The organism is Algihabitans sp. (assembly GCF_965226985.1).
Taxonomy (GTDB): domain Bacteria; phylum Pseudomonadota; class Alphaproteobacteria; order Kiloniellales; family DSM-21159; genus Algihabitans.
This window is the reverse complement of record NZ_OZ245712.1, coordinates 2,889,685-2,911,337: the sequence shown is the minus strand read 5'-3', so window position 1 is coordinate 2,911,337 and position 21,653 is coordinate 2,889,685. Positions and strand designations below refer to the sequence as shown.

Genomic DNA, 21,653 nt, shown 5'->3' with positions numbered 1-21,653 from the left:
CCGGCGAGCAGCGCAGCGCCGGCGCCATGCAGGACGCGGGCTTCCGCTTGCGACTGGAGACGGAAGCCCCTGGCCGGCAGTCGCCCAAGCCTGCGGCGATCCTGCTACCGAGCGATGGCCAGAGAGTGTGCGCCGCGCGTCACCGGCACCGAATGCTCGGTCTTGATGAGCTGCACGTTCGCAAGATCGAGGGGGTCGGCCTGAATCCTCCAAAAGTCGATGGAAGAGCCGACACGGCGGTCGTCGAAGTGATCGTAGTTGGCCACGGCCAGGTAGTTGCTGGAGTTATCGAAGACGGCGGCCTCGGGAAGGATGCCGTCGTAGGGAAAGTCGCCGACGTGGGTCAATTGACCGCTCTCCGGGTCCAATCGCGCCAGGGTGATCGAACTGAACCAGGTGATGCGCGCGTCGTCGTAGGGCAGGTAGCTGCGCTCCAAGTTGGTCGTGGCAACCCAGCGGCCGTCCGGGCTGATCGCCAGCCCCTCGGGCGAAACGCCGGTGGTGATCCGGCTGACAAAGGCATGGCGGACGCTGTCGCCCTCCGTCTCCGCGTTCATGCGCACCGTCAGCAGCGATCCGCGCGGCGCCTCGATCCAGGTTCCCTCGATGTCCGGACCCCAGTAGAGGGCGTTGATTGCGACGTGACGCCCATCCGGCGTGAACTCGACGCGGTAGGGCGCCCGCTCGATATCCACGACGTTGCCGAACACCTCGACGGACAGGTCGTCGGCGACGCGGGCGAAGCGCAGCGTGGCGCCGCCGCTGGTGTCGATCATGGCCAGAACGTCGTCTTCGGGATGCCAGTTCGCTTCGATCAGACGCTCGCCGTTGGGCCAGCCGTCGATCGTGGGCGTTACCCGCTCGCCCAGTTCGCCGTCGGTAAAGGGATAGAGCGCGAGCGGCGTTTCGCTGCCGGCGCCTGCTGGATGATAGGTGACGGCCAGGATGTCGCCGGCCGCATTCATCTGCACCGCGTCCGGTCGCTCCAGGGTTTCGCGTTCCTGAATCAGCCGGGGGTTGGTCGGGTCCTGCAGGTCGAAGACCTTCAGCAGCCTGCCTTGAGTCAGATCGCCGAAGGCGTGCGGATCGTCGTTGTCGGGGCGTGGCGTAAAGCTCTCCACCACGAAGGCGTAGCGGCCGTCGGGAGACAGGGCGACAGCCGCCGGCGGTCCGGCCACCGAATTGGAGGCGAAGATTTCGTAGGCCTGCCAGTCGCGCGGGTCGCCTTCCAGGGGCAGGATCGAGAGCGCGTCGCGCCCCTCGCGGGGGCCGAGTTGGCCGTTCACATAGGCCGAGGCCACCATGTCGGCATCCGAGATGGAGACCAGGTAGCGGCCCTCGAAGTCGAGTTGGCCTCGCAGGTCCCGCGTCTCCTGTGCGGCGAGGGACTGGGTCAGGGCCAGACCGCCGGCCACCGTCATGGCCGTGAGCGAGAGGAAGCGTCGCATCGTGAACTCCTGCCGTTGTGGTGAGATTTTTCGAGATCGCGCCGGGTCGTGCGAACGCGAAGAGCCGGTCTCCAGCGGTTCCAGAGCTTCGCTTGCAACGCCGTTGCTCAAGCAGATGGTGCGGCTCTATGATCGCGCATAGATGCCAAAATCGATCATGTGATTAGAAATCATGAACAGTGAACTGGAGCTGCGGCTGCTCCGAAGTTTCTGCGCGGTGGCCGAGGAGTTGCACTTTCGGCGCGCGGCGGTGCGCCTGCATGCCACCCAGTCGGCGGTCAGCCAGCAGGTGAAGGAGCTGGAGCAACGCCTCGGCGTCGCGCTGTTTGCGCGCAATCGCCGGCGGGTGGAACTGACCGATGCGGGGCGGAGCCTCTATGGCGATGCCCGTGAAATGCTTGCCAAGGCGGAAGCGACCGTTCTGCGCACGCGCGAAGCCGCGCTAGGACTGCGCGGGACCTTGACCTTCGGGCTGATTGGCGCCGCAACCTTCGAAGCCATGCCGGCTCTCATGCGGGCGGTTCGCGACAAGAGCCCCGAGATCGGCTTTCGCGTGCGCGAGATGACGGCGCGCGAGCAGTTCGCCGCCTTGCGGGACGGCACCCTGGATGCCGGGATGGTGCGCGCGGAGCCGCGCACGGCCGATCTGCAGCTCCGTACTGTCTGGCGCGAACCGGTGATCTGTCTGCTGCCGGCGGGCCACCGGTTGGCCGCGCGCGACCGAGTGGCCATCGGCGATCTTGAGGGAGAGCCGATTCTCAATCTTTCCCGCGACTACGACCCGGCGGCACACGATCTTTACGTAGGCCTCTACCGGAAGGCCGGGTTCGAGCCGAGGATCGTGCAGGAGGTGAGCCAGATCGCGACCATCCTGTTCGTGATCGCTGCGACCGGCTGCGTCGCTCTGGGTCCTGCCGGCTTCACGGTCCTGCGGCGCGATGGCGTGGTCTTCAGGCCGCTGGCACCGCCCGTACCGCAGGTGACCACGCGTCTCGTTTGGAATCCCAAGCGGGTCAGCCGCGCGCTGGAGGCGGTGCTCGACTGTAGCGCCAAGCTTCGCCCTGCCGCCGAGCTGTGAGGGTGGCGGTTTGGAGAGCCGGATTCTAGAACGCCACCGGCCGATGCTGCATCGCCCAGGTTTCGGTCAAGGGAGCACCTTCGTAGGCGAGGAAGGCGCGCAGCTCCAAAAGCTCCGCTTCCTCTGGGTAGACGTCGAAGATCAGCCGCCAGGTATCGGTGCCCACAACCCTCAGGGCGTAGGTGCCGTCGATCCGTCCGGCACTGGTGCTGACCATCGTCTCGACCGGGTCGGTGGAGCCGAAGTCGGCCAGGCGGCCGCCCACGAAGTCGATGGCGACCTTGTTGCCGTCCTCGGGACGCGGCTGACCCGGCACGCCGGCGCGGCCGACGCGGGTGGCGACGGTCCGGCCCAGTCCGTCCGGTGCCATGGGGTCGGCCGTCCAGACCAGGCGATAGTCCCAGGCCATCTCGTCGCCTGCCGAGGTCTCGCGTTCGGGCGTCCAGAAACAGACGATGTTGTCGTGAATCTCGTCGTCGGTTGGGATCTCGATCAGCTGCACGGACCCTCGCCCCCAATCCCCCAGTGGCTCGATCCAGACGGCCGGGCGGCGTTCGTAGAAGACTGCGTCGTCCTGGTAGTTGGCGAAGGCGCGGTCGCGCTGCATCAGCCCGAAGCCTCGGGGATTCTCGTCCAAGAAACTGCTGGTGGTGACTTGCGGCGGATTGTTGAGCGGCCGCCAGATCCGTTCGCCGGTGCCGGTCCAGAGCACCAGCCCGTCGCTGTCATGGACCTCCGGCCGCCAGTCGCTCGCACTCTGCCGGTTGGTTTCGGAATACCAGTACATGGAGGTCAGCGGCGCGACCCCTAGTTGCGTCACGCCCTCCCGGAAGAACAGGCGCGAGGTCACGGTCATCTCGGTACTCTGGGCGCGAACGATCTCCATGCGGTAGGCCCCGCTCAGACTGGGACTGTCCAGCAGGGCGTCGAGAATCAGCCGTTCGGGATCGCGCTGGTCGAGCCAGAAGGAGGTGAATCGCGGAAACTCCTCGGCCCGTCCGGGCGCGGTCGTATCGATCGCCAGGCCCCGGGCGGACAGGCCGTACTGGTTCATGGGGTCGGAGCTGCGGAAGTAGCTGGCCCCCATCAAGGCTAGCCAGTCGCCCGGACTGCCGTCGGTGTTCAGCAGGCGAAAGCCGGCATAGCCCATGTCGGCGGGGAAATCCTCCGCCTGCAAGTCGCCGCGATACTCGAAGGCCTGCGGTGCATAGCCCAGCTGCCGCGCCCCCTCGTCCGTCACCAGGTGGATGGCGACGGGCAGATCGGCGAAGCGGTGCAGGTGAAAGGGGGCCAGCGGCCAAGCTCCGCCCGGACCGGCCGAGACGGCGGCGGCCTCCCGAAAACGAATCTGCTGGAAGGCGTCGTAGTCGACCCTTTCCAGAACCTCCGGCGCGATGCGGCGCGGTGGCATCCAGGGGCGCTGGGCCAGCGCCCGTGCCTGGGCGATCAATCCCTCTAGATTGTATTGCCTCGGCTCCAAAAGCGGAATACTAGCATTGCCGCCCGCGAAAACGGGGGTCGGGAGACTTAAGGCTGCCAACGCACCGACTGCTGCGACGCCACTGACAAGCTGCCGCCGGTCTAGATCAGGACTGAACTGGAAGGAGTTATCGGTCATGGGTCCTTGCCGGGAGAGTAGAGGATTGATTGATCAACTTAATGCAGTTGCCTGCGTCGGATAAGATCGGCCCTGAAACATCTGTGGGGCGGTAGAATTGTTCGTCTGCTTTCACATACCGGCGGACGAAATGCTTAACGTGAATGCAAGCAGTTTTGTCTCAGATAGTTGCCGAAGTGGTTTATGGTCTGTGACTGCGCTGAGAGATTGAGGTGTGTCCATGGCTGCGGTGCAGGCCCCAGGGGGTGGTCCAGCCAGCGAAGCGAGGTGGAAGTGGCTTTTGGAAGAGTCTCCGGCTCCCATGTTGGTGACCAATGGCCTGGAGGTCCTGTTCGCGAATAAGGCCGCCGCCGAAGTGCTGGGCTATACCGATCCCCAGGCACTGGCCGGCAAGACTATGTGGGACCTCAATGCCGCCGAGGATCTGCCGCTCGTGCGCGAACGGGTTCGGCGCTGGCGCAATCAGGAGCAGCTTCCGCCGCGCGATGCGCGTCTGGTCTGTGCCGACGGGTCTCTGAAGCAGGTGGAGGTCGCCGGCTACCCGATTGAATACGACGGGCAGAACGCGGTGTTCATCCGCCTAACCGACGTTTCTGAACAGCGCAGCCGGGAAGTGGCCGAACGGGAGTCGCGGGAGCGGCTGACGCTTGCCATCGACATGATCGGCGGCGCCACTTGGGTCTTCGACTACAGGACCGGAGCGCTCACCGACTTCGGCGGTTTGCTGAAGATGCTCGGTTATCCGAAGAGCAACCGCGAGTTCGGCTATGCGACCATCGATTACGTGCATCCCGAGGACCGCTCGCGGGTGGCGGGCCGCCTGACTCATCAAAGGGCGACCAGCCGGGGCGACGTGACCACCGAACACCGGCTGCGGCGGGCGGACGGAACCTACATCTGGGTCCGCTCTCGCGCGCGGGTCATCACGGACGAAACAGGGGCGCCGCTGCGCGCGCTCGGGATCGATACGGACATCACAGCGGAAAAGCGCGACCGTATCCTGCGCGACGGGCGCGCCGCCGCACTCTCGGCGATCGCCGCCGGGGCCCCCTTGGAGCCTGTGCTGCGGCAGATCGTTCTGACCGCCGAGCAGGCGATCGACGGCAGCACCGTCGCCATTCTGCGCCGCAACGGCGACGCGCTCGAACTCGCCGGGGCGCCGCATCTGCCAGAGGCCTTGTCCGAACAGCTTCGGCTGCTGCCGGTCGGTCCCGGCGGCAGTTCTCCCGGGCGGGCGGCCGCCGAGGGCAAGCGCGTGATCCAGGAGCGATTGGACGAGGGCGAAGCGCTCGCGGCGTCCCCGACCTCAATCCCGGCCCCAACCCATCCCCTGACGGCGGCGCTCGCGGCCGCCGGGATCCGTGCCGCTTGGTTGGAGCCGATCGTGTCCGGCCAGGCGCGCGTGTTGGGTGTGCTGGCGATCTATCTGCCGCAGTCCATCGCGCCGAGGCCCGACGACAACGTCGTTTTGTCCGAACTCAGCGACGTCGCCCGCCTGGCCATCGAACACGCCCGAACCCAGGCCCGGCTGCGCGAGGCGCGTACGGAGGCCGAACGGGCGAACCGGGCCAAGAGCAACTTCCTCGCCACCATGAGCCATGAGCTGCGGACGCCGCTCAACGCCATCATTGGCTTTTCCGAGGTCATGCAGCACGGAGTCTTCGGGCCCATCGGCAACCCGCGCTACGAGTCCTACGTCGGCGATATCGTTCAGTCAGCCCGGCACCTGCTGGATATCCTCTCGGACATCCTCGACATGTCGCGGATCGAGGCGGGCCGCTGGGAGATGAGCGTTCAACCGGTCGGCGCCGATGAAGTTCTCGGCTTCACCCATCTGTTGACCGCCGTCGCGGAACAGCATGGCTGCAGGCTGTCCGTCGAAATCGACAAGGCCTTCGAGGTGCAGGCGGATCTACGCGCGCTCAAGCAGATCCTGATCAATCTCGTCAGCAACGCTGCGCGCTACGGCCGGCCACGCGGACCGATCCAGGTGAAGGGCGTCCTCGATCCCCAGGGGGCGATGCTGGAGGTGCGCGACGAAGGTCCCGGTATTCCACCCGATCAGATCGAGACCCTGCTGCAGCCCTTCGAACGCAGCGAGCAAGCCAAGGCGATGGTGGAAAGCGGTCTCGGTCTCGGGCTGCCCATCGTTCGCCAGCTCGCGGAGATGCAGGGCGCGACCTTCAAATTGGAAAGTACGCTGGGCGTCGGGACTTGGGCTCGGGTTCACTTCCCGCGACAGGATCGCCGCGCGGAGCCATAGATCGGGATCACCCGAAGCTTGAGGCGTCCCCAATCAGGCAGCCGAGATTTCCTGCAGGAAGGCATCGACCTGCTGGCTCAGACGCTCGGCATCCTTGGAGAGTTCGCCCGCCGCCGATACCACGACTTGCGCCGCCGACCCGGTTTCGGACGAGGCCGTCTCCAGCGTGACCATGCGGGCCGAGACGTCCTGGGTGCCGGCCGAGGCGTCCTGGGTGCTGCGGGCAATCTCCCGCGTGGCTGCCGACTGTTCCTCGACGGCGGAGGCGATGGATCCCGAAACCTCGTTGATCCGGTCGATCGCATCCGAGATCGAGGTCATCGAGCCGGCGGCCTCTTCCGTCGCCGACTGCATGGCGGCGATCTGCTGGCTGATGTCCTCGGTGGCTCCGGCGGTCTGGGTGGCGAGACTTTTCACTTCGGAGGCGACGACGGCGAAACCCTTGCCGGCCTCGCCGGCGCGGGCGGCTTCGATGGTGGCATTGAGCGCCAGCAGGTTGGTCTGCTCAGCGATCTCCTTGATCAGGGTCACCACGGTTCCGATCCGCTCGGCCGAGTCGACGAGCTGCTGAATCGCGCTTGCGGTGCGCTCGGTGCGTGAGACGGCGTCGGCCGCGATACTCGCGGCTTGCTGGACTTGGGTTGAGATCTCCTGAACCGCACTGCCCATCTGCTCACAGGCCGCCGCTGCCGCTGCGACGTTGGCCGAGGTTTCCTCCGAGGCTGCGGTGACGGAGGCTGCCAGCTCGCTGCCGTTCTGCGCTGTCGTCAGCATTCCGGTCGCCGAGCCTTGCATGTCGGTCGCGGCGGTGCCCACCGTGTCCACGATGGCTCCGACCTTGTCCTTGAAGGCCTCTGCCAGACGGGCCAGCGTCTCGTCCTTGGCGCGCTGATGCTCCTCGATGTAGACGGAGATTGAGAGTTCCATGTCGAGCAGGACGGCCCTGGCGATAGCGGCGAGTTCGGCGGCGCAGGCTGTTTTGTCGGTGCGCTGCAGCCAGCCGGTCTGCATCCGCTCCAGGATGCTGGCCTGAAGGCCGGTCATCAGCAGCGCGTAGCCGCCGATGTACCAACGGGGCGAGAGTCCAAGCCGGCTGTGCGCCTGTCCGATGCGCCGCACGGACTCGATATAGCCGTCGTCGTAGGTGCCGTCCGCGATCCTCAGCCAGTGTTTGAGCTGTGCGCCATGGGCGGCGTCGCGATGTTCCTGCGTCGGGAACATGGCCGCCATCTCGGGGTAGTGCGAAAGATGGCTGTAGAACTGGTCCAGAATGCCCGGAAGATGCTGTTGCAGCCAGGGGCGCAGAGACCTGAGATGGCGAAGAGACTCCTCGTCCAGCTTGATGAAGTCGAGACGATCCTCGATGGTATCTGCGGTCACTTTCGGTGCGCTCCATGATTACCCTGCGTGGAGTAGCAATTCTGTAATTCAGAAGTAAATTGAAGGTAAAATTTCCCATAATGTTAGCGGGCTTATAGAGGCAGCCTGGATTTTATATGATCCTAAAACGACCGAGCGCCGACGATTCCCGGGAAGCTGCCAAGTCGCTAAACCCAAGTCGCTAAACCCAAAATCGCCGACCCTAGAAAGGGGCACCTCCAAGAGGAGGGAGACAGCCCTCGGTGCCCTGCGTAAGATTGACATCACGCCTAGACTTTCGGATCGAAAGGGAATTGCGATGGCCTGTTGTCGCAAGCACGCAGCGTTGGCGCGGCTCAGCGCGCGCTCGGGCGGTGGCTTCGGACCGCTCCTGGGCCGGCGACAGATGATGTTGGGTCTGCTCGCCGGTGGCGCCGTCGGCCTCGTCGGCTGTTCGACCAACCCGCTGACAGGGCGCGATCAGCTGATGCTGGTCAGCGACAACGATCTGGCGACCATGTCGGCCCGGACTTGGCAGCAGGTGCGGCGTGAGTACGACCGTGGCGGAACGGCGGCCCAGCGCCAAGCCGTTCAGCGGGTCGGCCGGGATATGGTCGATGCCTCCGGCCTCGGCGGAGCACGGGATTGGCAGTTCGAGGTTTTCGAGGGGCCGTCCAACGCCTTTGTGCTGCCTGGCGGACAGGTCGCGATCTTCACCGGTATCCTGGAGGACTTCGACAACGACGCCCAGATGGCGGCCGTGGTGGGTCACGAGGTCGGGCATGTGGCGGCCCGCCACTCGGCCGAGCGCGTCAGCCAGCAGCTCCTGACCTCGTTGGTCGTCGGCGGTTCCGCGGCTCTGCTGGCGGGTTTCGGCACCGACCGCACCGTGACCCAGGTCGCCATCGGCGCGCTGGGGGCCGGCGCCACCTTCGGTATTCTCCTGCCCTATTCGCGCCGCCACGAGTTGGAGGCCGACCGTCTGGGCGTCGAGTACATGGCGCAACAGGGATACGACCCGCGCGAGGCTCGTGAGTTCTGGGTCGACCGCATCGCCGAGCGCGAGCGAGAGGCGCCCTCCGAGTTCATGTCGACTCATCCGTCTGACCAGACCCGTATCGGCCAGATCGAGGGGCTGCTGCCCGAGGCCATGGCGATCTATCGCCAGAACGCGGACGCAGACGAGAGCGGCCTTGCCGGCCGCACCGAGGCAACGCCGCCTCAGGATATGGTCGCCTGCGAGCTGGACGGCCGGCGCTTGCGGGTGACGCCGCAGACCTGTGTCGAGTTCGGGGGAAGGCTGATCTAAGGCGCGACCGCACTCGGGCCAGGCGCGCCCGTCTTCGGTCGCAGCTCTGCCTTGGTTCGGGCGCTTTGGTTCGGCGGCTTTGGTTCGGTTTTATCGTCCTGCCTTATCGTCCCATTAGGGGAGACTGCGATGCCGCTGCGTCGTCTCGCAGACTGGGTTCTGTCCGGCCTGTTGCGCAGCTACGCCGTTCCGTCCGGCTCCCTGACCACCTCGTCGGTCGCGCTGTAGGCAAGCGTCTCGGCGGCCATGACGATCCTCTTCGGCTTTCTCGATCTTCTCTGGCAGGCTTATGGGGATGGCAGGCTTGGCGGAACGGCGGGGGCGATCCCGTCGCGCGACCTGGAGCGGCCGGGGCTGGTGACAAGCCGCTCCCTCCGGGCCTCGGCAGGTCTCCAGTCGGTGTTCGGCAGGCGCGGTCAGCCTTCCGCGGCAACAACGGCCAGGAAGCTCTCCGCGTACTTGTCCAGCTTGGAGCGGCCGACACCCGGCAGTTCGGCAAAGGCCGCGCGGCTGCCGGGACGCAGCTGTGCCATCTCGATCAGCGTGCGGTCGTGGAACACCACGTAGGGCGGCACGCCGGCCGTTGCCGCCAGTTCGCGGCGTTTCGCCTTCAGGGCCTCGAACAGCGCCGTGTCGGCCAGCGAGAGATCCGCTGACTGGGCGGAAGAGCCCTTGCTCCCGGTCCGGCCTGTGCGCCCCGCCGCCCGGCTCGGGCGGGTGGGACGGCGCAGGGTCACCGCCGCCTCGCCGCGCAACACGCGGCGGACCCGCTCCGCAGGGCCGAGCCGCAGCCCGCCGTGGCCCTCCAGATCCACCTCCAGCAGCCCCCGCGTCGTCAGTTGACGCAGGATCGAACGCCAGTCTGCCTCCCCGGTCTCGCCGCCGATGCCGAACACGGAGAGCTGGTCGTGACGGTTCCGCGTGACCTTCTCGCTCTCGACGCCGCGCAGCACGTCCACGATATGGGCGGCGCCGAAGACCTGGCCGGTGCGGTAGACGGCGGACAGGGCCTTCTGTGCCTGGGCGCTGCCGTCCATGGCTTCCTGCGGTTCCAGGCAGGCATCGCAGTTGCCGCAGGGCTCGCAGCTATCGCCGAAGTAGGCCAGCACCCCCTGGCGGCGGCAGCCGACGCCCTCGGCTAGCCCGACCAGTTGCTCCAGCTTCAGAAGCTCGACCCGCTTGACCTCGTCCGGCGCGTCCGACTCGCGGATCATGCGGCGGATGAAGCTGACGTCCTGCGCGCCGAACAGCGTCAGGGTTTCGCTCGGCAGGCCGTCGCGACCCGCGCGCCCGACCTCCTGATACCAAGCCTCCAGCGAGCGGGGTAGGTCTAGGTGAACGACCCAGCGCACGTCCGGTTTGTCGATGCCCATGCCGAAGGCGATGGTGGCCACCACGACACGCCCTTCGTCGCGCTGAAAGCGGGCTTGCCGTTCGGCGCGCAGGTCGGCCTCCAGCCCCGCGTGATAAGCCTCGGCCGCGTAGCCCATGCCGGCCAGGCGCTCCGCCGTCTGTTCGGCCTTCTTGCGCGACCGCACGTAGACGATGCCGGAGGAGCCCTCTGGCCGCGCCGCCAGGAAGCGGTCGAGTTGGCGCAGCGGCTCGCGCTTCTCGGCGAAGTTCCAGCGCAGGTTGGGGCGGTCGAAGCCGCCGACCAGCACCTTGGCCTCCGGCATCTGAAGCTGGCCCAGGATGTCGGCCCGGGTCTGCGCGTCCGCCGTGGCGGTCACCGCGATGCGCGGGACCTTGGGAAACCAGCCGGACAGGGCGGAAAGCCGGCGATACTCCGGGCGGAAGTCGTGGCCCCATTGCGAGACGCAGTGGGCTTCGTCGATGGCGATCAGGGAGAGCGCGCACTGCTCCAGCAGCTCGAGCGTCCCGTCCATCAGCAGACGCTCGGGGGCAACGTAGAGCAGGCGGGTGACGCCGGCGCGCAGGCGTTGCAGCACCGCGCGACGCTCGGCCTCGGACAGGGCGGAGTTCAGCATGTCGGCGGCGACGCCGGCCTCGCGCAGCTGCGCGACCTGGTCGGCCATCAGGGCGATCAGGGGAGAGACCACGACGGCAGTGCCGCTCCGGCAAAGAGCAGGGATCTGGTAGCAGGCCGACTTGCCGAAGCCGGTCGGCGCGACCAGCAGCAGGTCGCGACCGGCCAGCAGGGTCTCGATGGCCTCCGACTGCAGGCCGCGAAAGGCCTCGTGCCCGAAGACCTCGCGCAGCGCCTGTCGCGGGTCGGCGAAGGGGGATTCGCCGCCGGCCCTGCCGACCTCCGCATCGGTCGGCGATGGAGCGACTCGGGAAGAGCTTTCCAGCATGACTTTCCCTTTGATCGCTTTCCGGGCGATGGCGCAAGGCGTCCTTGCCACAATCGATTGATTTCCTGGGGACAAGACTGCTGGCATACTGATGGGTATGCGAAGCTTCCGCTGCCCTATCCCGGCCCCTACCCAGGCTCCATCCCGGTTCATGGCTCTGCTGGCCGGGGCGCTGCTCGCGGCGCTCGTTCTGACCAGTCCGGGGCAGCCCACCCTGGCGGCCGACGGCGAGGACTGGCGTCGGCAACTCGTCGATCAGTTGGGGGAGGAGCAGGGCTGTGTCGTGTCCTTCTTCTCCCAGGTCAGCGTCGTTCGGGAGGGCGACCGCGAGATCATCGCGGCGCGGGCGCACTGCGACGACCAGCGGGCCTTCGACGTCACGCGTACCTCTCCGGCGACGGTATTTGAGTTACAACCCTGCCAAAGCGCCGAAGAACGAACCTGTTGAGGAAATCCTCCGTGCCGAGAAAGCTCTTCACAAGGCTATCTACCGCCTGTCTTCTGGCCTGTCTGGCCGCCGGTCCTGCCATAGCCCAAGAAACCGCCGTCGAGCGCGGCGAGGCGCTGTCGCGCCAACTCTGCGCACTCTGTCATCTGGTCGGGGAAACCGCCTCCGGCGCATCCGACGCCGTGCCGACCTTTCACGCCATCGCGAACAGTGAGGGCATGACCGAGGGTCGCATCCGGGGGTTCATCTACGACCCCCACCCGCAGATGCCCAGCCTGCAGCTTCCGGAAAACCAGATCGACGACATCGTCGCCTACATCCGTAGCCTGGTGGAGTAGGTGTTCTAGATTGACGGCGGCGTGGCCGACCGCGCCTTTCGGTCGTTGCCCCGGTTGGCGTATGTCGTCTGGCGCCTCGTCGTAGCTAAAAACGAAACTGCGATGAGACTGTTGGGTACGAGCGGAGTCCTCTAAATGGTTCCCAGTCCGGGCTAGAGAGGATGATCCGGGTCGTTGAAGAACTCGCGTCGCCGCTTTGCGAAGGGGATCGTCTCGTTCTCCTTCTGACGCTTCAACTCGCGCGCATCCACCGAAGTATTTGAAGCCGTGGCCGCTGCGTCCGCTTCTGCTTCCGCTGCGATCAACGCATTTATGTTCTCGCAGTTCTTTACGGCACCGGCCAACAGCAGCGCATCTTGCTCGCCTTTCAGGCGGCCGAGTTCCTCAGAGTGGTTGGATCGGGACCCTTGATTCACGGCATAGACAGCCGGTCCAAAGAGGATCCCGAGAACAAGTAGCTCCGCATCCCTCGCAGCTGCAACTCGCTGAAGGTCTTTGACTTCATTTAGGCGGGTGGATAACTGATCGAGTTCCTGTTCGATCTCCTGGCAATTCAACGGTGCGTAAACGATCGGAGAAACGGAGTGAGCTTCTATGTGCTCTGGGTTCTGAGCGCATCCGGCCAATAGTAGGAAGACTCCGGCGGATATCCCCAACGAACGAACAATCGCCTCCATGCCTTTTTACGGTTCCCCCTGCTTGCACGCCATTGTGGTGGATCGTAATGCAGTCCACGCCAAGATTGCAGCCCCTAAAATACAAGATATCTCAAAGGAGCGGCGAACCGCCGGAGCCAAAAACTCGCAAACTCGACTGTGACCCGATATCGCCCTTAGGCGCCGCTTTCGCGCGTGTGCAGGGCCGGGACGAAAGCCATCAGGGCGCGGAAGGGAATCAGCAATACCAGCGCCATGGCCAGCTTGACGCCGAGGTCGCCCACCGCCCAGGTGACCCAGGGCAGGCCGGTGCCTGCGAAGGCCAGGCTGAAGAACAGTGCCGTGTCGGTGACCGAGCCGAGCGTCGAGGAGGCCAGCGGCGCCTGCCACCAAGCGGACTTGCGCAGGCGGTCGAAGATCGAGACGTCGAGCAGCTGCGCGACCAGGAAGGCGGTGCCGGAGGCCAGGGCGATGCGGGGATCGGCCAGCAGGATCGATAAGACGACGGCCAGCGCGAAGCCGGCGTAGACCACCCGTCGCGCCTGGGCCGGACCCAGGGCGCGGTTGGCCATGTCGGTCACCAGGAAGGCGATGGGATAGGTGAAGGCACCCCAGGTGATCCAGTCGTTGAGCGGATACTGCACCAGAATGTTGGAGGCCGTGACGACGACCGCCATCGCCAGGATGCCAAGGGCAACGCCGCGCGTGGAGGGGCGCAGGGAAGTCTGTGTCATGTCTCTTCGATCCCGATGGGGCTGCCGATCCGCAGCCCGAGGTCATGGCCGGCCGAGCCCCGATTGACGGCGATCTCGGCCAAACCGTAGGCGTTGGCGTACCAGAAAGCTTCGCCGGGCGCGACCCTGCCGAAAGTCTCCGCCCGCTTCAGGCGATGGCGGCCGACACAAAGCTGCGTTCCGGCCGGCAGGTCCGCCGCCTTCAATCCGGTCATGGCGTTGCCGTAGCCGTCCAGGTAGACAACCTCTGCCAGCTGCTCCGGCCAGTCCGCGCCGACCAGAGCATCGAGTGCCATGGGCCGTGCCGCCGGAACCCGGCGCTTGGCCAGCATGGCGGCCACAGGCGCGAAGAGATCGCGTCCGTGAAAGCTGGCGGACAGGCGCTCGGGCCGCCAGTCGATCTGCCAGGCGCTGGCGGGCAGGCCGCCGGCACGCGGCTTGCGCCGCGCGACCAGGGCCAGCAGGCCGTTGTCGGGCCCGACGAAACTCAGGCCGCCGGCCTGCAGCGCCAGCGGCGTGCGTTCCGTGCCGACGCCCGGATCGACGACGCTCAGGACCACGCTGCCGGACGGCAAGTCCTCCGTCACTGCGGCCAGCAGATAGCCGGCTGCCTTCGGATCGAAGCGCGGGGCGTCGTGCTGCAGGTCGACGACCGGTATGCCCGGCGCCTCGCGTGCCAGAACGGCATGAAGCTGGCCGACGTAAGGTCCGCTGATTCCGAAGTCCGTGTAGAGCAGGATCATTGGTCGGTCGGCCCTGCTCCGATGCACGGCCGTACCGGCGGGCTCGCAAGCCCGGCCGGTACGGCGACTCCGAAAAGAGTTTCAAGCTTGTCCACAGGATTCGAACGGACTTGGCTCGACTCCAGGCTTGCCACCGGATATTGTGGGTTCTGCCTGGCGGCACACGACATGTGGTTGGTAGGAGAGAGTGCAATGAGCTGGACGCCGGAGCGTATCGACGAGCTCAAGCGGCTGTGGGATGCAGGCCACTCCGCCTCCGAGATCGGTAAGCAATTGGGCGTATCGAAGAATGCCGTGGTTGGCAAGGCCCACCGTTTGAAACTGGCCGCGCGGCCTTCGCCGATCAAGCGCGGTGGCGGGACCACCCGTCGGCGGCCGGCGGCGGCGCAGCGACAGGCGGCGGCGCGTGCGGCCACGGCCAGTCCCTTCTCCGGCACCTCGGTTCCGGTCGGTACGGGTTCGAACGGCTCCACCTCCAACGGGAAGGCCGTTTCGGCATCCCCTTTCGTTGCGCCCGAGCCGGAACGCAGCCCGATTCGGACCCGCAGCCGGTCGCGTGCCGTCCGCAGTTCGTTGAGCAGCCAGACCTGTGCTTGGCCGATCGGCGATCCCGGCGACGCCTCCTTTCACTTTTGCGGCGAACCGACCGTACCGGGGAAACCTTACTGTGCCGCGCACTGCGCCATGGCCTACATCACCAAGAAGAAAGAAGAAGCTGCTTAGCGTTTGAGCGGGACGGAACAGAGCAGTCTCAAACGGTCTTTGAGCGCTTTGTCCTCGGCAAGGCCCTGGGAGTTGGCCCAGAAGCCGCCCTGGAGGCGATTGCGCCAGGGGAGCTTCCGTCTCGGTCCCGTTAGCCCGGAACTAGCATCTGCCGTACGGTCTCGCCGCGATCGAGGCTGTCGAAGGCGGCGTTGAGATCGTCGAAGCCCAGCCGCTCGCTCATCAGGCGGTCGACCGGCAGCCGGCCGCGCTGGAACAGGCCGATATAGCGGGGAATGTCGCGGCTCGGCACGCAGGAGCCGATGTAACTGCCCTTAAGTGTGCGTTCCTCCGCGACCAGGCTCACCTGCTGAATGGACAGCGACTTCGAGGGATGGGCCAGGCCGCCCGTGACGGTGGTGCCGCCCCGCCTAGTGATGCGGTAGGCCAGGTCCAAGGCCGGAACCGAGCCGGCCATCTCGAAGGCGAAGTCCACCCCGCCGCCGGTCAGGTCCTTGACCTGCTCGGCCGCGGTTTCGTCGCTGGCCAGAACGGAATCCGTCGCCCCGAGCTGTCGGGCGAGATCCAGCTTTGCCGGCAGCAGGTCGAGCGCGACGATCTGCTCGGCCCCCACCAGCCGTGCGGCCAGCAGGGAGTTGAGCCCGACGCCGCCCAGGCCGATCACCGCCACCTTGCTTCCGGCCGCGACCTTGGCCGTATTCACCACCGCGCCGACCCCGGTCATGACCGCGCAGCCGAACAAGGCCGCCTCGTCCAGCGGCAGCTCCGGGTCGACGCGGACCAGCGACCGGCGCGACACCACGGTCAGGGTCGAAAAGGCGGCGACGCCCATGTGATGGTTGACCGGCCGGCCCTCGTAAGACAGGCGGCGGTTGCCGGAGAGCAGGGTGCCCGCGCCGTTGGCCGCAGCCGCCGGTTCGCAGAGGGCGGGACGGCCCTCGGCGCAGGGGATGCAATGGCCGCAGGCCGGCACGAAGATCATCACCACGTGATCGCCGGCCGCCAGATCATCGACGCCGCGCCCGACCTCGCGGACCACGCCGGCCGCCTCGTGGCCCAGGGCCATGGGGGTGGGGCGCGGGCGCGCGCCGTTGATGACCGAGAGGTCCGAGTGACAGAGACCGGCAGCCTTGACCTCGACCAGAACCTCGTCTTCGCCGGGGCCTTCAAGATCCAGGTCGAGAATCTCCAGCGGCCGGCTGTCGGCGTAAGGGGCCGGGCGGCCCATCTCCATCAGAACTGCTGCCTTGGTTTTCATTCTGTCCGCTTCCTTCCCAGTCCTGTCGGGCTTCCCAGTCCTGTCGCGCTGCCCAGTCCTGTCGCGCTGCCCAGTCCTGTTGCGCTTCCCAGTCCTGTCAGGGCCCTTTTTCCTTTTGTCCTTGGGGTCCCTCGTGTTTTGCCCCTGCTGTCTATATGACTAGAGCAGGATCGTCCGCGGTGGAACCGCCTCGCGGTTCGAACGATCGGGTCGTCTCGACTGTCCAAAGCGGATCCACGAGAGGTCGCCGCGCCCCTCTGCGGCCTGCGGAGGTTCGCGCGTGCGGCCATCGCTCGGGCTGAGAGTGAAGAGCCAGGTCGGCACTGAAGAAGGGAGGAGCGGGTGGCGACTGGGGCGCCAGGCACTGGGGGTGCGAGCACTGGGGGTGCGGGCGACGTCTTCGCGGGGCAGGATGCCCGCCGCGGCATCGCCTGGATGCTGCTGACCATGGCGCTGTTCGTCACGATGGACGGCCTGGCCAAGTGGTTGAGCCAGAGCTACCCCGTGCCGCAGGTGATTTGGGCGCGCTACGTCTTCCACTTCGCGCTTCTGGCGCTCTTCCTCAACTGGCGCCTTCTTCCGACCCTGCGCAGCGGTAATCTGAAACTTCAGGTCGCGCGGTCGCTTCTGCTGGTCGTCACCACGACGTTCTTCTTCTTCGGGATCAGCCAGGTCCAGCTTGCCACCGCGTCCGCGCTCATGCTGATCGCCCCGCTTCTGGTCACGCTGCTGTCGATCCCGCTGCTGAAGGAACAGGTTGGGCCCAGGCGGCTCGCCTCCGTCGCCGTCGGCTTCGTTGGGGCCCTGGTGATTCTGCGGCCGGGCGGGGACCTGTTCGAGGTGGCGGCCCTCCTGCCCTTGGCGGCCGCCTGCACCTATGCGCTTTATCAGATCACGACGCGGATGCTGTCGTCGGTCGACACGCCCCTGACCACGCTGGTTTACACGGCCCTGGTCGGGGCGCTGCTGTCCAGCGCGGCCGTGGTTTTCGTCTGGCAGACGCCCGATTTGCTCGGCTGGGTTGTCATGATCGCGGTGGGTGGTTTCGGGGCCGTCAGTCAATTCTGCTTGATCAAGTCCTTCCAAGCGGCGCCGGCCTCGACAGTCACGCCCTTCGGGTATTCCTCCATACTTTGGGCGACACTCTATGGTTGGCTTCTGTTTGGAGATCTACCCGACGCCTGGACGCTGATCGGGGCCGCGGTGATCGTCGCCAGCGGTCTTTATGTCTGGCACCGCGAGCATCGTCGGCTTCTCGCTGACCGGTAACACCGGTCGCGTGTATAGTGAGCTTGCTTTCGCGCTGCGCGTCCCGATATATCGGCTGCGGTAGATCGCAAGATCAATCATCGTTGACTGTAATAGCGTTCCGGCGCTCTGCGAGTGAGTGTAGAATTTCCGTGTTGACCCAACGTAAAGCGACATCCTCGGAAGGAGAGGCGGCACCGGCCGCCCGTGCCAACACGGCCTCGGATCAGACGGCCGTGGATCAGACGGCCTTGGATCAGACGGTGGCGAAAGCCAAGGCGCTGAGTGAGATGGAGGACGGGGCCGAGCGCGCGGCGGAGTTCCTGAAGGCCCTGTCCAACAGGCACCGCCTTATCGTGCTCTGTCTTCTGGCCGAGCGGGAGCGCACCGTCGGAGAGTTGGAGGATCTTCTGATGATCCGACAACCGACTCTGTCGCAGCAGCTTGCCCGCCTGCGGGCCGAATCCTTGGTCGAGACCCGGCGCGACGGCAAGCGCATCTACTACCGGCTGGCCAGCGACGAGACCCGCAAGATGATCGAGTTGCTTTACGGGATGTTTTGCGGTCCTGAGGCACAGTCCCGCAGCGGCTAGAGCGCGATCCTGAGTCTAGGCAGCGCGCCCGTTCGTTAGGCTCCGCGCCATAAGAAAACGCGCCGGCCCTGAGAAGTCCTTCAGAACCGGCGCGTCTTTCACTTCAACTTCGAACCGAACGTGCGATCCACATCCTCGACGGAGGCGGAGCCGCCTCCGTCGAGACGAGGGCGCTTTAGTTGCTCAGGGTCTTGAGGTAGGCGATCACGTCGGTGACTTCCTGCTCGTCGCGGAGCTGGAAGGCCATACGGCTGCCCTGAATGACTTCGCGCGGATTGGTCAGGTAGGGGGCAAGGGTCTCGGCATTCCAGGTGAAGTCGGCTTCCTTCAGACCGTTGGAATAGCGCGGGGCGAAAGCCTCGTTGCCGCCTGCCTGGGCGCCGTAGATGCCCCAGAGGTTCGGGCCAACGCGGGCTGCGCCGCCTTCGTCGACCGTGTGGCAGGCCGCGCACTTGCGGAAGACTTGCTCTCCCGCGGCCGCATCGCCTTCGGCCAGGGCCGGGGCGGTGACGGACAGGACGGCGGCGACGGTGGCCAGGGCTGCAAGGGACTTGGTAAATCGCATAACTCTCCCATTCCTTCTTTTATTGCGCGCCGAGCGGTGAGGTGCGCTTCGATCTCGATAACGATACGGTACTCTTGCGAGTTACATTGCTTTAGGGGAAGGGAAAACTATCGGTTTCGCCCTGTCCGGCGCGCGACCAAAGGGCGCAAGTCGTTGATCGGCGAAAGGCTTTGCCTCGCGCAGCGTCCCGCGCCGCCCGTCGCTGGAAAGCCTACTCGATCGCCGCCTGGCCCCCGTCTTCCGGTGTGACGTCGAGGATCCGGGCCTTGCCGATCACCTCGACCGACTCTCTGCAGTTCTGCATGCAGGGGTCTGAGGGGTCGAACTCGGGCCCCTCCATCAGGAAGAAACCCTCGGCGTTCGGCATCTCGATCGCGGCCAGATTGCTCTGATCGATCATCTGATCGTAGTCGACGATCTCGTTGAGATAGAGCACGTAGGCCGTTACCGCGTAGGTGTCGTCGACGCTGAGCGACTGAGCGTTTCCGAAGGGCATGGCCCGGTAGATGTAGTCCCAGACGGTGGAGGCGTAGGGCCAGTAGCTTCCGACGGTCTTCTCCGGACGGTCGGCGGTCAGCGAGTCGAAGCCCCCCATCAGAACGGGATAGCGCCCGATCCCCTCCCCGAAGTCGCCGTGGCAGAAGGCGCATTGCTCGGCATAGACCGTCTCGCCAGCCTCCGCTGTTCCACTGCCTGTCGGCAGGCCCTGGCCGTCTGGGCGGATGTCGATATCCCAGGCCGCGATCTCCTCTGGCGTCGCCGGCGTGCCCAGCCCGAAGATCTTGCCCTCCTCGGCCAGAGCGGCGCTGGCGACCAGAAGGGAAAGGGCGGCTGCCGCCAGGCTGCGCTTACCCGAGACGGACATTGTCGACCGCTCCGTTGGCGTTCACCAGCCAGGTTTGAACCGAGTTGTTGTGATAGATCGAATTGACCCCGCGCGCTTCCTGCAACGCCGCCATCTGAGGCTGAACGTAGCCGGTGTCGTCGACGGCGCGGCTTTGCAGCAAGGCTTCTCCGCCGCTCCAGCTCCAGGGCAGCGAGAAGAAAGTCAGAGATTTGGAGAGCACCGGCTCGTGTAGTCGGGCCGGCTGCCAGTTGATGCCTCCGTCGGTCGAGACGTCGACCCGCGCAATCTTGCCGTGGCCGGACCAGGCCAAGCCCTTGATGACCTGAGGCCCCTCGCTCAGCATCGGCTTTTCCGGGCTGGGGCTGGTGATCACCGACTTGGCGTCCATCGTCCAGGTGAACTTTCGCGCCGAGCCGTCGGGTAGCAGGTCGGTGTACTTGGAGGTTTCCTCTCGATGGTACCAGGGCTGGTCGCCGACCTCGAGACGGCGCAGCCACTTGACCCACATGTTGCCCTCCCAGCCCGGCACCACCAGGCGGATCGGGTAGCCCTGCTCGGCGCGCAGCCGCTCGCCGTTCTGCGAGTAGGCGACAAGGCAGTCGTCCAAGGCCTTCTCCAGCGGAATGGAGCGCGTCATGCCGGAGGAGTCGGCCCCCTCCGCCAGGATCCACTTGCCGCTGGTTTTGATGCCGGCCTCGTTCAGCAGGGTCTTCAACGGCACCCCGGTGTAGTAGACGCAGTGGATCATGCCGTGGGTGTACTGCACGCCGTTCAGCTGCGCGCCGCGCCACTCCATGCCGGAGTTGGCCGCGCACTCCAGGAAGTGGAAGCGCGACTCCGGCGGAAAGCGCATGAGATCCTGAAGGGTGAAGATCAGCGGCCGTTCGACCAGCCCGTTGATCATCAGGCGGTAGTCATCCGGCGGGATGATCGCCATGCCGCCGTGATGCCGCTCGAAGCAGAGCCCGTTGGGCGTTACGAAACCGTCCATTTCGTGGATCGGCGTGAAGTTCACGGAGGATTCGGTGGTCGCGGTCAGCCACTCGACACTGCGGCGGACGACGTGGGATTCGAACTCCACCGGCGCGCCGTAGGGATAGGCGTCGACTCCGGCGCCCAGATAGCGCGACCAGTCCGGAACGTTCGGCGGCAGACTGTCGGGATTGCTGGCGAGCAGCTCTCGGCCGCCGGTGAACAGGCCGCCGGCCCCGGCCGCCATGCCGACCGCCGCCGTTCCTGTCAGGAACCGTCGGCGCTCGGGCGATGGCGGCGGATTGTCCCGGTATCTTTGGGCGTAGCCCTCGTCGCTTGCGGCCGAGGGCAGACGGCCGCCTTTCGTCTTGTCGCTCATGGGCGTCTTCACTCCCCAGGTCTGTCGCCCGCCTGACGGCTCTGATGACCGTCTGTGCTGCCGGGCGATCTTTCCCCAAGCCTACCCGGCGCACACATTATATCAAGAGTGAATATGTTTTCGCTGGCTGACGCTCGGCAATCCGGATCAAGCCGCCGGCTGGCGCTTCAGGAAGCTCTGAAAGTCTTCCTGCTCGTAGGCCTTCTCGCGCACGAAGCGGAACATCGCCAGGAAGTGCGGCGGCTTGAAGTAGCCGGGCATCCGAGCGACCTCGGCCTCGATGCCGGTCTTGCCGGCCGCCTTGGCCGGGTCCTCGGGGAAGAAATGCACCGTCGGCGTGAAGCGGATGGCCCAGCGACGCGCCATGCTCCGCTCGTCCAGGACCTCTCCGTCCAGGTCCGTGGTTTCCCGCAGGCCGTGGATGTTGAACTGCAGGACTTCGAAGTTCTCCCGCACATAGGCGTTGATGGCCGGATCGGCGAAGTTCACCAGGTGCATGTCCTTGCAGTAGGGGCAGCCCTTTTGCTCCCAGATCACGGCCAGACGTTTGCCGTTTTCGGCCGCTTCGCCCAGATCCTCGCCAAGATCGAGAAAGGTCTGCAGGAACCAGGGCTGGGTGTAGAGCCCGTCGTCGTTGATCTCCGGCTCCACCTGGGCCGCCAGGGCTCTGCTCGGCGACCGGCTTAAGGCTCCGCCGGCGGCTAGGGCGCCGCCAAAGGTCAAGGAACGCTGCAGAAGACCGCGTCGTGTCCACATCGG

20 protein-coding genes are annotated in these 21,653 nt (G+C 66.0%); 8 read left to right on the top strand and 12 right to left on the bottom strand.

The annotated features are described in order from the left end of the window. Positions 1-104 precede the first annotated feature (104 nt). Complete coding sequence (locus ACO054_RS13260; protein WP_421707059.1) at positions 105-1,448, bottom strand: hypothetical protein; 1,344 nt, start codon at positions 1,446-1,448, stop codon at positions 105-107. Positions 1,449-1,620: 172 nt separating this feature from the next. Here ACO054_RS13260 and ACO054_RS13255 point away from each other — a divergent pair, with 172 nt between their 5' ends. After that, positions 1,621-2,526 carry a LysR substrate-binding domain-containing protein gene (locus ACO054_RS13255; protein WP_421707058.1) on the top strand — a complete coding sequence of 302 codons (906 nt, stop codon included), beginning with the start codon at positions 1,621-1,623 and terminating at the stop codon, positions 2,524-2,526. Positions 2,527-2,551: 25 nt separating this feature from the next. On the opposite strand, the gene ACO054_RS13250 is transcribed toward ACO054_RS13255, so the two are convergent. Further along, on the bottom strand, positions 2,552-4,144 hold the full coding sequence (locus ACO054_RS13250) for a glucan biosynthesis protein (RefSeq protein ID WP_421707057.1): 1,593 nt from the start codon (positions 4,142-4,144) through the stop codon (positions 2,552-2,554). A 220-nt stretch (positions 4,145-4,364) separates the two neighbouring features. On the opposite strand from ACO054_RS13250, the gene ACO054_RS13245 reads away from it, so the two are divergent. Continuing rightward, positions 4,365-6,407 carry a PAS domain S-box protein gene (locus ACO054_RS13245; RefSeq protein WP_421707056.1) on the top strand — a complete coding sequence of 681 codons (2,043 nt, stop codon included), beginning with the start codon at positions 4,365-4,367 and terminating at the stop codon, positions 6,405-6,407. A 33-nt stretch (positions 6,408-6,440) separates the two neighbouring features. On the opposite strand, the gene ACO054_RS13240 is transcribed toward ACO054_RS13245, so the two are convergent. Next, positions 6,441-7,787, bottom strand: coding sequence for a protoglobin domain-containing protein (locus tag ACO054_RS13240; protein ID WP_421707055.1), 1,347 nt, complete (start codon positions 7,785-7,787; stop codon positions 6,441-6,443). Between the two features lie 298 nt (positions 7,788-8,085). On the opposite strand from ACO054_RS13240, the gene ACO054_RS13235 reads away from it, so the two are divergent. Continuing rightward, a complete protein-coding gene (locus ACO054_RS13235; RefSeq protein ID WP_421707054.1) occupies positions 8,086-9,075 on the top strand; it encodes a M48 family metallopeptidase in 990 nt (329 codons plus the stop codon). 416 nt (positions 9,076-9,491) lie between these two features. On the opposite strand, the gene recQ is transcribed toward ACO054_RS13235, so the two are convergent. Next, positions 9,492-11,390: a DNA helicase RecQ gene (gene recQ, locus ACO054_RS13230; RefSeq protein ID WP_421707053.1), complete on the bottom strand. Its 1,899-nt coding sequence runs from the start codon at positions 11,388-11,390 to the stop codon at positions 9,492-9,494. Positions 11,391-11,541: 151 nt separating this feature from the next. On the opposite strand from recQ, the gene ACO054_RS13225 reads away from it, so the two are divergent. Both ACO054_RS13225 and ACO054_RS13220 read left to right on the top strand, forming a co-directional pair. Continuing rightward, positions 11,542-11,838: a hypothetical protein gene (locus tag ACO054_RS13225; protein ID WP_421707052.1), complete on the top strand. Its 297-nt coding sequence runs from the start codon at positions 11,542-11,544 to the stop codon at positions 11,836-11,838. Positions 11,839-11,849: 11 nt separating this feature from the next. Beyond that, complete coding sequence (locus ACO054_RS13220; protein ID WP_421707051.1) at positions 11,850-12,176, top strand: c-type cytochrome; 327 nt, start codon at positions 11,850-11,852, stop codon at positions 12,174-12,176. 152 nt (positions 12,177-12,328) lie between these two features. On the opposite strand, the gene ACO054_RS13215 is transcribed toward ACO054_RS13220, so the two are convergent. The 3 genes from ACO054_RS13215 to ACO054_RS13205 all read right to left on the bottom strand — a co-directional run bounded on the left by ACO054_RS13215 (position 12,329) and on the right by ACO054_RS13205 (position 14,309). Beyond that, positions 12,329-12,853 (bottom strand): hypothetical protein, encoded by a 525-nt coding sequence (locus ACO054_RS13215; RefSeq protein WP_421707050.1) that lies wholly within the window; start codon positions 12,851-12,853, stop codon positions 12,329-12,331. A gap of 155 nt (positions 12,854-13,008) precedes the next feature. Next, the gene (locus ACO054_RS13210; RefSeq protein WP_421707049.1) at positions 13,009-13,566 is read right to left on the bottom strand and encodes a queuosine precursor transporter; all 558 of its coding nucleotides are present in this window, start codon (positions 13,564-13,566) and stop codon (positions 13,009-13,011) included. Beyond that, entirely contained in the window at positions 13,563-14,309 is a 747-nt protein-coding gene (locus ACO054_RS13205) for an SAM hydrolase/SAM-dependent halogenase family protein (RefSeq protein ID WP_421707048.1), read from the bottom strand. The genes ACO054_RS13210 and ACO054_RS13205 overlap by 4 nt, the downstream gene beginning before the upstream one ends. Before the next feature lie 192 nt (positions 14,310-14,501). On the opposite strand from ACO054_RS13205, the gene ACO054_RS13200 reads away from it, so the two are divergent. Continuing rightward, complete coding sequence (locus ACO054_RS13200; RefSeq protein ID WP_421707047.1) at positions 14,502-15,032, top strand: GcrA family cell cycle regulator; 531 nt, start codon at positions 14,502-14,504, stop codon at positions 15,030-15,032. Positions 15,033-15,162: 130 nt separating this feature from the next. Here ACO054_RS13200 and ACO054_RS13195 read toward each other — a convergent pair whose 3' ends face one another. Beyond that, on the bottom strand, positions 15,163-16,290 hold the full coding sequence (locus ACO054_RS13195; RefSeq protein WP_421707046.1) for a zinc-dependent alcohol dehydrogenase family protein: 1,128 nt from the start codon (positions 16,288-16,290) through the stop codon (positions 15,163-15,165). 342 nt (positions 16,291-16,632) lie between these two features. Here ACO054_RS13195 and ACO054_RS13190 point away from each other — a divergent pair, with 342 nt between their 5' ends. Together ACO054_RS13190 and ACO054_RS13185 are read left to right on the top strand one after the other, a co-directional pair. Then, complete coding sequence (locus ACO054_RS13190) at positions 16,633-17,559, top strand: DMT family transporter (protein ID WP_421707045.1); 927 nt, start codon at positions 16,633-16,635, stop codon at positions 17,557-17,559. Between the two features lie 131 nt (positions 17,560-17,690). After that, positions 17,691-18,131 (top strand): metalloregulator ArsR/SmtB family transcription factor, encoded by a 441-nt coding sequence (locus tag ACO054_RS13185; protein ID WP_421707044.1) that lies wholly within the window; start codon positions 17,691-17,693, stop codon positions 18,129-18,131. Between the two features lie 175 nt (positions 18,132-18,306). On the opposite strand, the gene ACO054_RS13180 is transcribed toward ACO054_RS13185, so the two are convergent. The 4 genes from ACO054_RS13180 to ACO054_RS13165 form a co-directional block, all read right to left on the bottom strand. After that, a complete protein-coding gene (locus ACO054_RS13180) occupies positions 18,307-18,696 on the bottom strand; it encodes a c-type cytochrome (RefSeq protein ID WP_421707043.1) in 390 nt (129 codons plus the stop codon). A 211-nt stretch (positions 18,697-18,907) separates the two neighbouring features. Further along, positions 18,908-19,561, bottom strand: a complete 654-nt coding sequence (locus ACO054_RS13175; protein WP_421707042.1) for a c-type cytochrome — start codon at positions 19,559-19,561, stop codon at positions 18,908-18,910. Continuing rightward, positions 19,545-20,894, bottom strand: coding sequence for a sulfite dehydrogenase (soxC, locus tag ACO054_RS13170; protein ID WP_421707041.1), 1,350 nt, complete (start codon positions 20,892-20,894; stop codon positions 19,545-19,547). Before soxC ends, ACO054_RS13175 begins: the two co-directional genes overlap by 17 nt. A gap of 147 nt (positions 20,895-21,041) precedes the next feature. Beyond that, positions 21,042-21,650: a SoxW family protein gene (locus ACO054_RS13165; RefSeq protein ID WP_421707040.1), complete on the bottom strand. Its 609-nt coding sequence runs from the start codon at positions 21,648-21,650 to the stop codon at positions 21,042-21,044. Between the last annotated feature and the right edge of the window lie 3 nt (positions 21,651-21,653).

Bases quoted from the DNA above. Each gene is read 5' to 3' on its own strand.
- ACO054_RS13260 (WP_421707059.1), bottom strand. From the start codon at position 1,448: ATGCGACGCTTCCTCTCGCTCACGGCCATGACGGTGGCCGGCGGTCTG.
- ACO054_RS13255 (WP_421707058.1), top strand. From the start codon at position 1,621: ATGAACAGTGAACTGGAGCTGCGGCTGCTCCGAAGTTTCTGCGCGGTG.
- ACO054_RS13250 (WP_421707057.1), bottom strand. From the start codon at position 4,144: ATGACCGATAACTCCTTCCAGTTCAGTCCTGATCTAGACCGGCGGCAG.
- ACO054_RS13245 (WP_421707056.1), top strand. From the start codon at position 4,365: ATGGCTGCGGTGCAGGCCCCAGGGGGTGGTCCAGCCAGCGAAGCGAGG.
- ACO054_RS13235 (WP_421707054.1), top strand. From the start codon at position 8,086: ATGGCCTGTTGTCGCAAGCACGCAGCGTTGGCGCGGCTCAGCGCGCGC.
- recQ (WP_421707053.1), bottom strand. From the start codon at position 11,390: ATGCTGGAAAGCTCTTCCCGAGTCGCTCCATCGCCGACCGATGCGGAG.
- ACO054_RS13225 (WP_421707052.1), top strand. From the start codon at position 11,542: ATGGCTCTGCTGGCCGGGGCGCTGCTCGCGGCGCTCGTTCTGACCAGT.
- ACO054_RS13215 (WP_421707050.1), bottom strand. From the start codon at position 12,853: ATGGAGGCGATTGTTCGTTCGTTGGGGATATCCGCCGGAGTCTTCCTA.
- ACO054_RS13210 (WP_421707049.1), bottom strand. From the start codon at position 13,566: ATGACACAGACTTCCCTGCGCCCCTCCACGCGCGGCGTTGCCCTTGGC.
- ACO054_RS13205 (WP_421707048.1), bottom strand. From the start codon at position 14,309: ATGATCCTGCTCTACACGGACTTCGGAATCAGCGGACCTTACGTCGGC.
- ACO054_RS13200 (WP_421707047.1), top strand. From the start codon at position 14,502: ATGAGCTGGACGCCGGAGCGTATCGACGAGCTCAAGCGGCTGTGGGAT.
- ACO054_RS13195 (WP_421707046.1), bottom strand. From the start codon at position 16,290: ATGAAAACCAAGGCAGCAGTTCTGATGGAGATGGGCCGCCCGGCCCCT.
- ACO054_RS13180 (WP_421707043.1), bottom strand. From the start codon at position 18,696: ATGCGATTTACCAAGTCCCTTGCAGCCCTGGCCACCGTCGCCGCCGTC.
- ACO054_RS13175 (WP_421707042.1), bottom strand. From the start codon at position 19,561: ATGTCCGTCTCGGGTAAGCGCAGCCTGGCGGCAGCCGCCCTTTCCCTT.
- soxC (WP_421707041.1), bottom strand. From the start codon at position 20,894: ATGAGCGACAAGACGAAAGGCGGCCGTCTGCCCTCGGCCGCAAGCGAC.
- ACO054_RS13165 (WP_421707040.1), bottom strand. From the start codon at position 21,650: ATGTGGACACGACGCGGTCTTCTGCAGCGTTCCTTGACCTTTGGCGGC.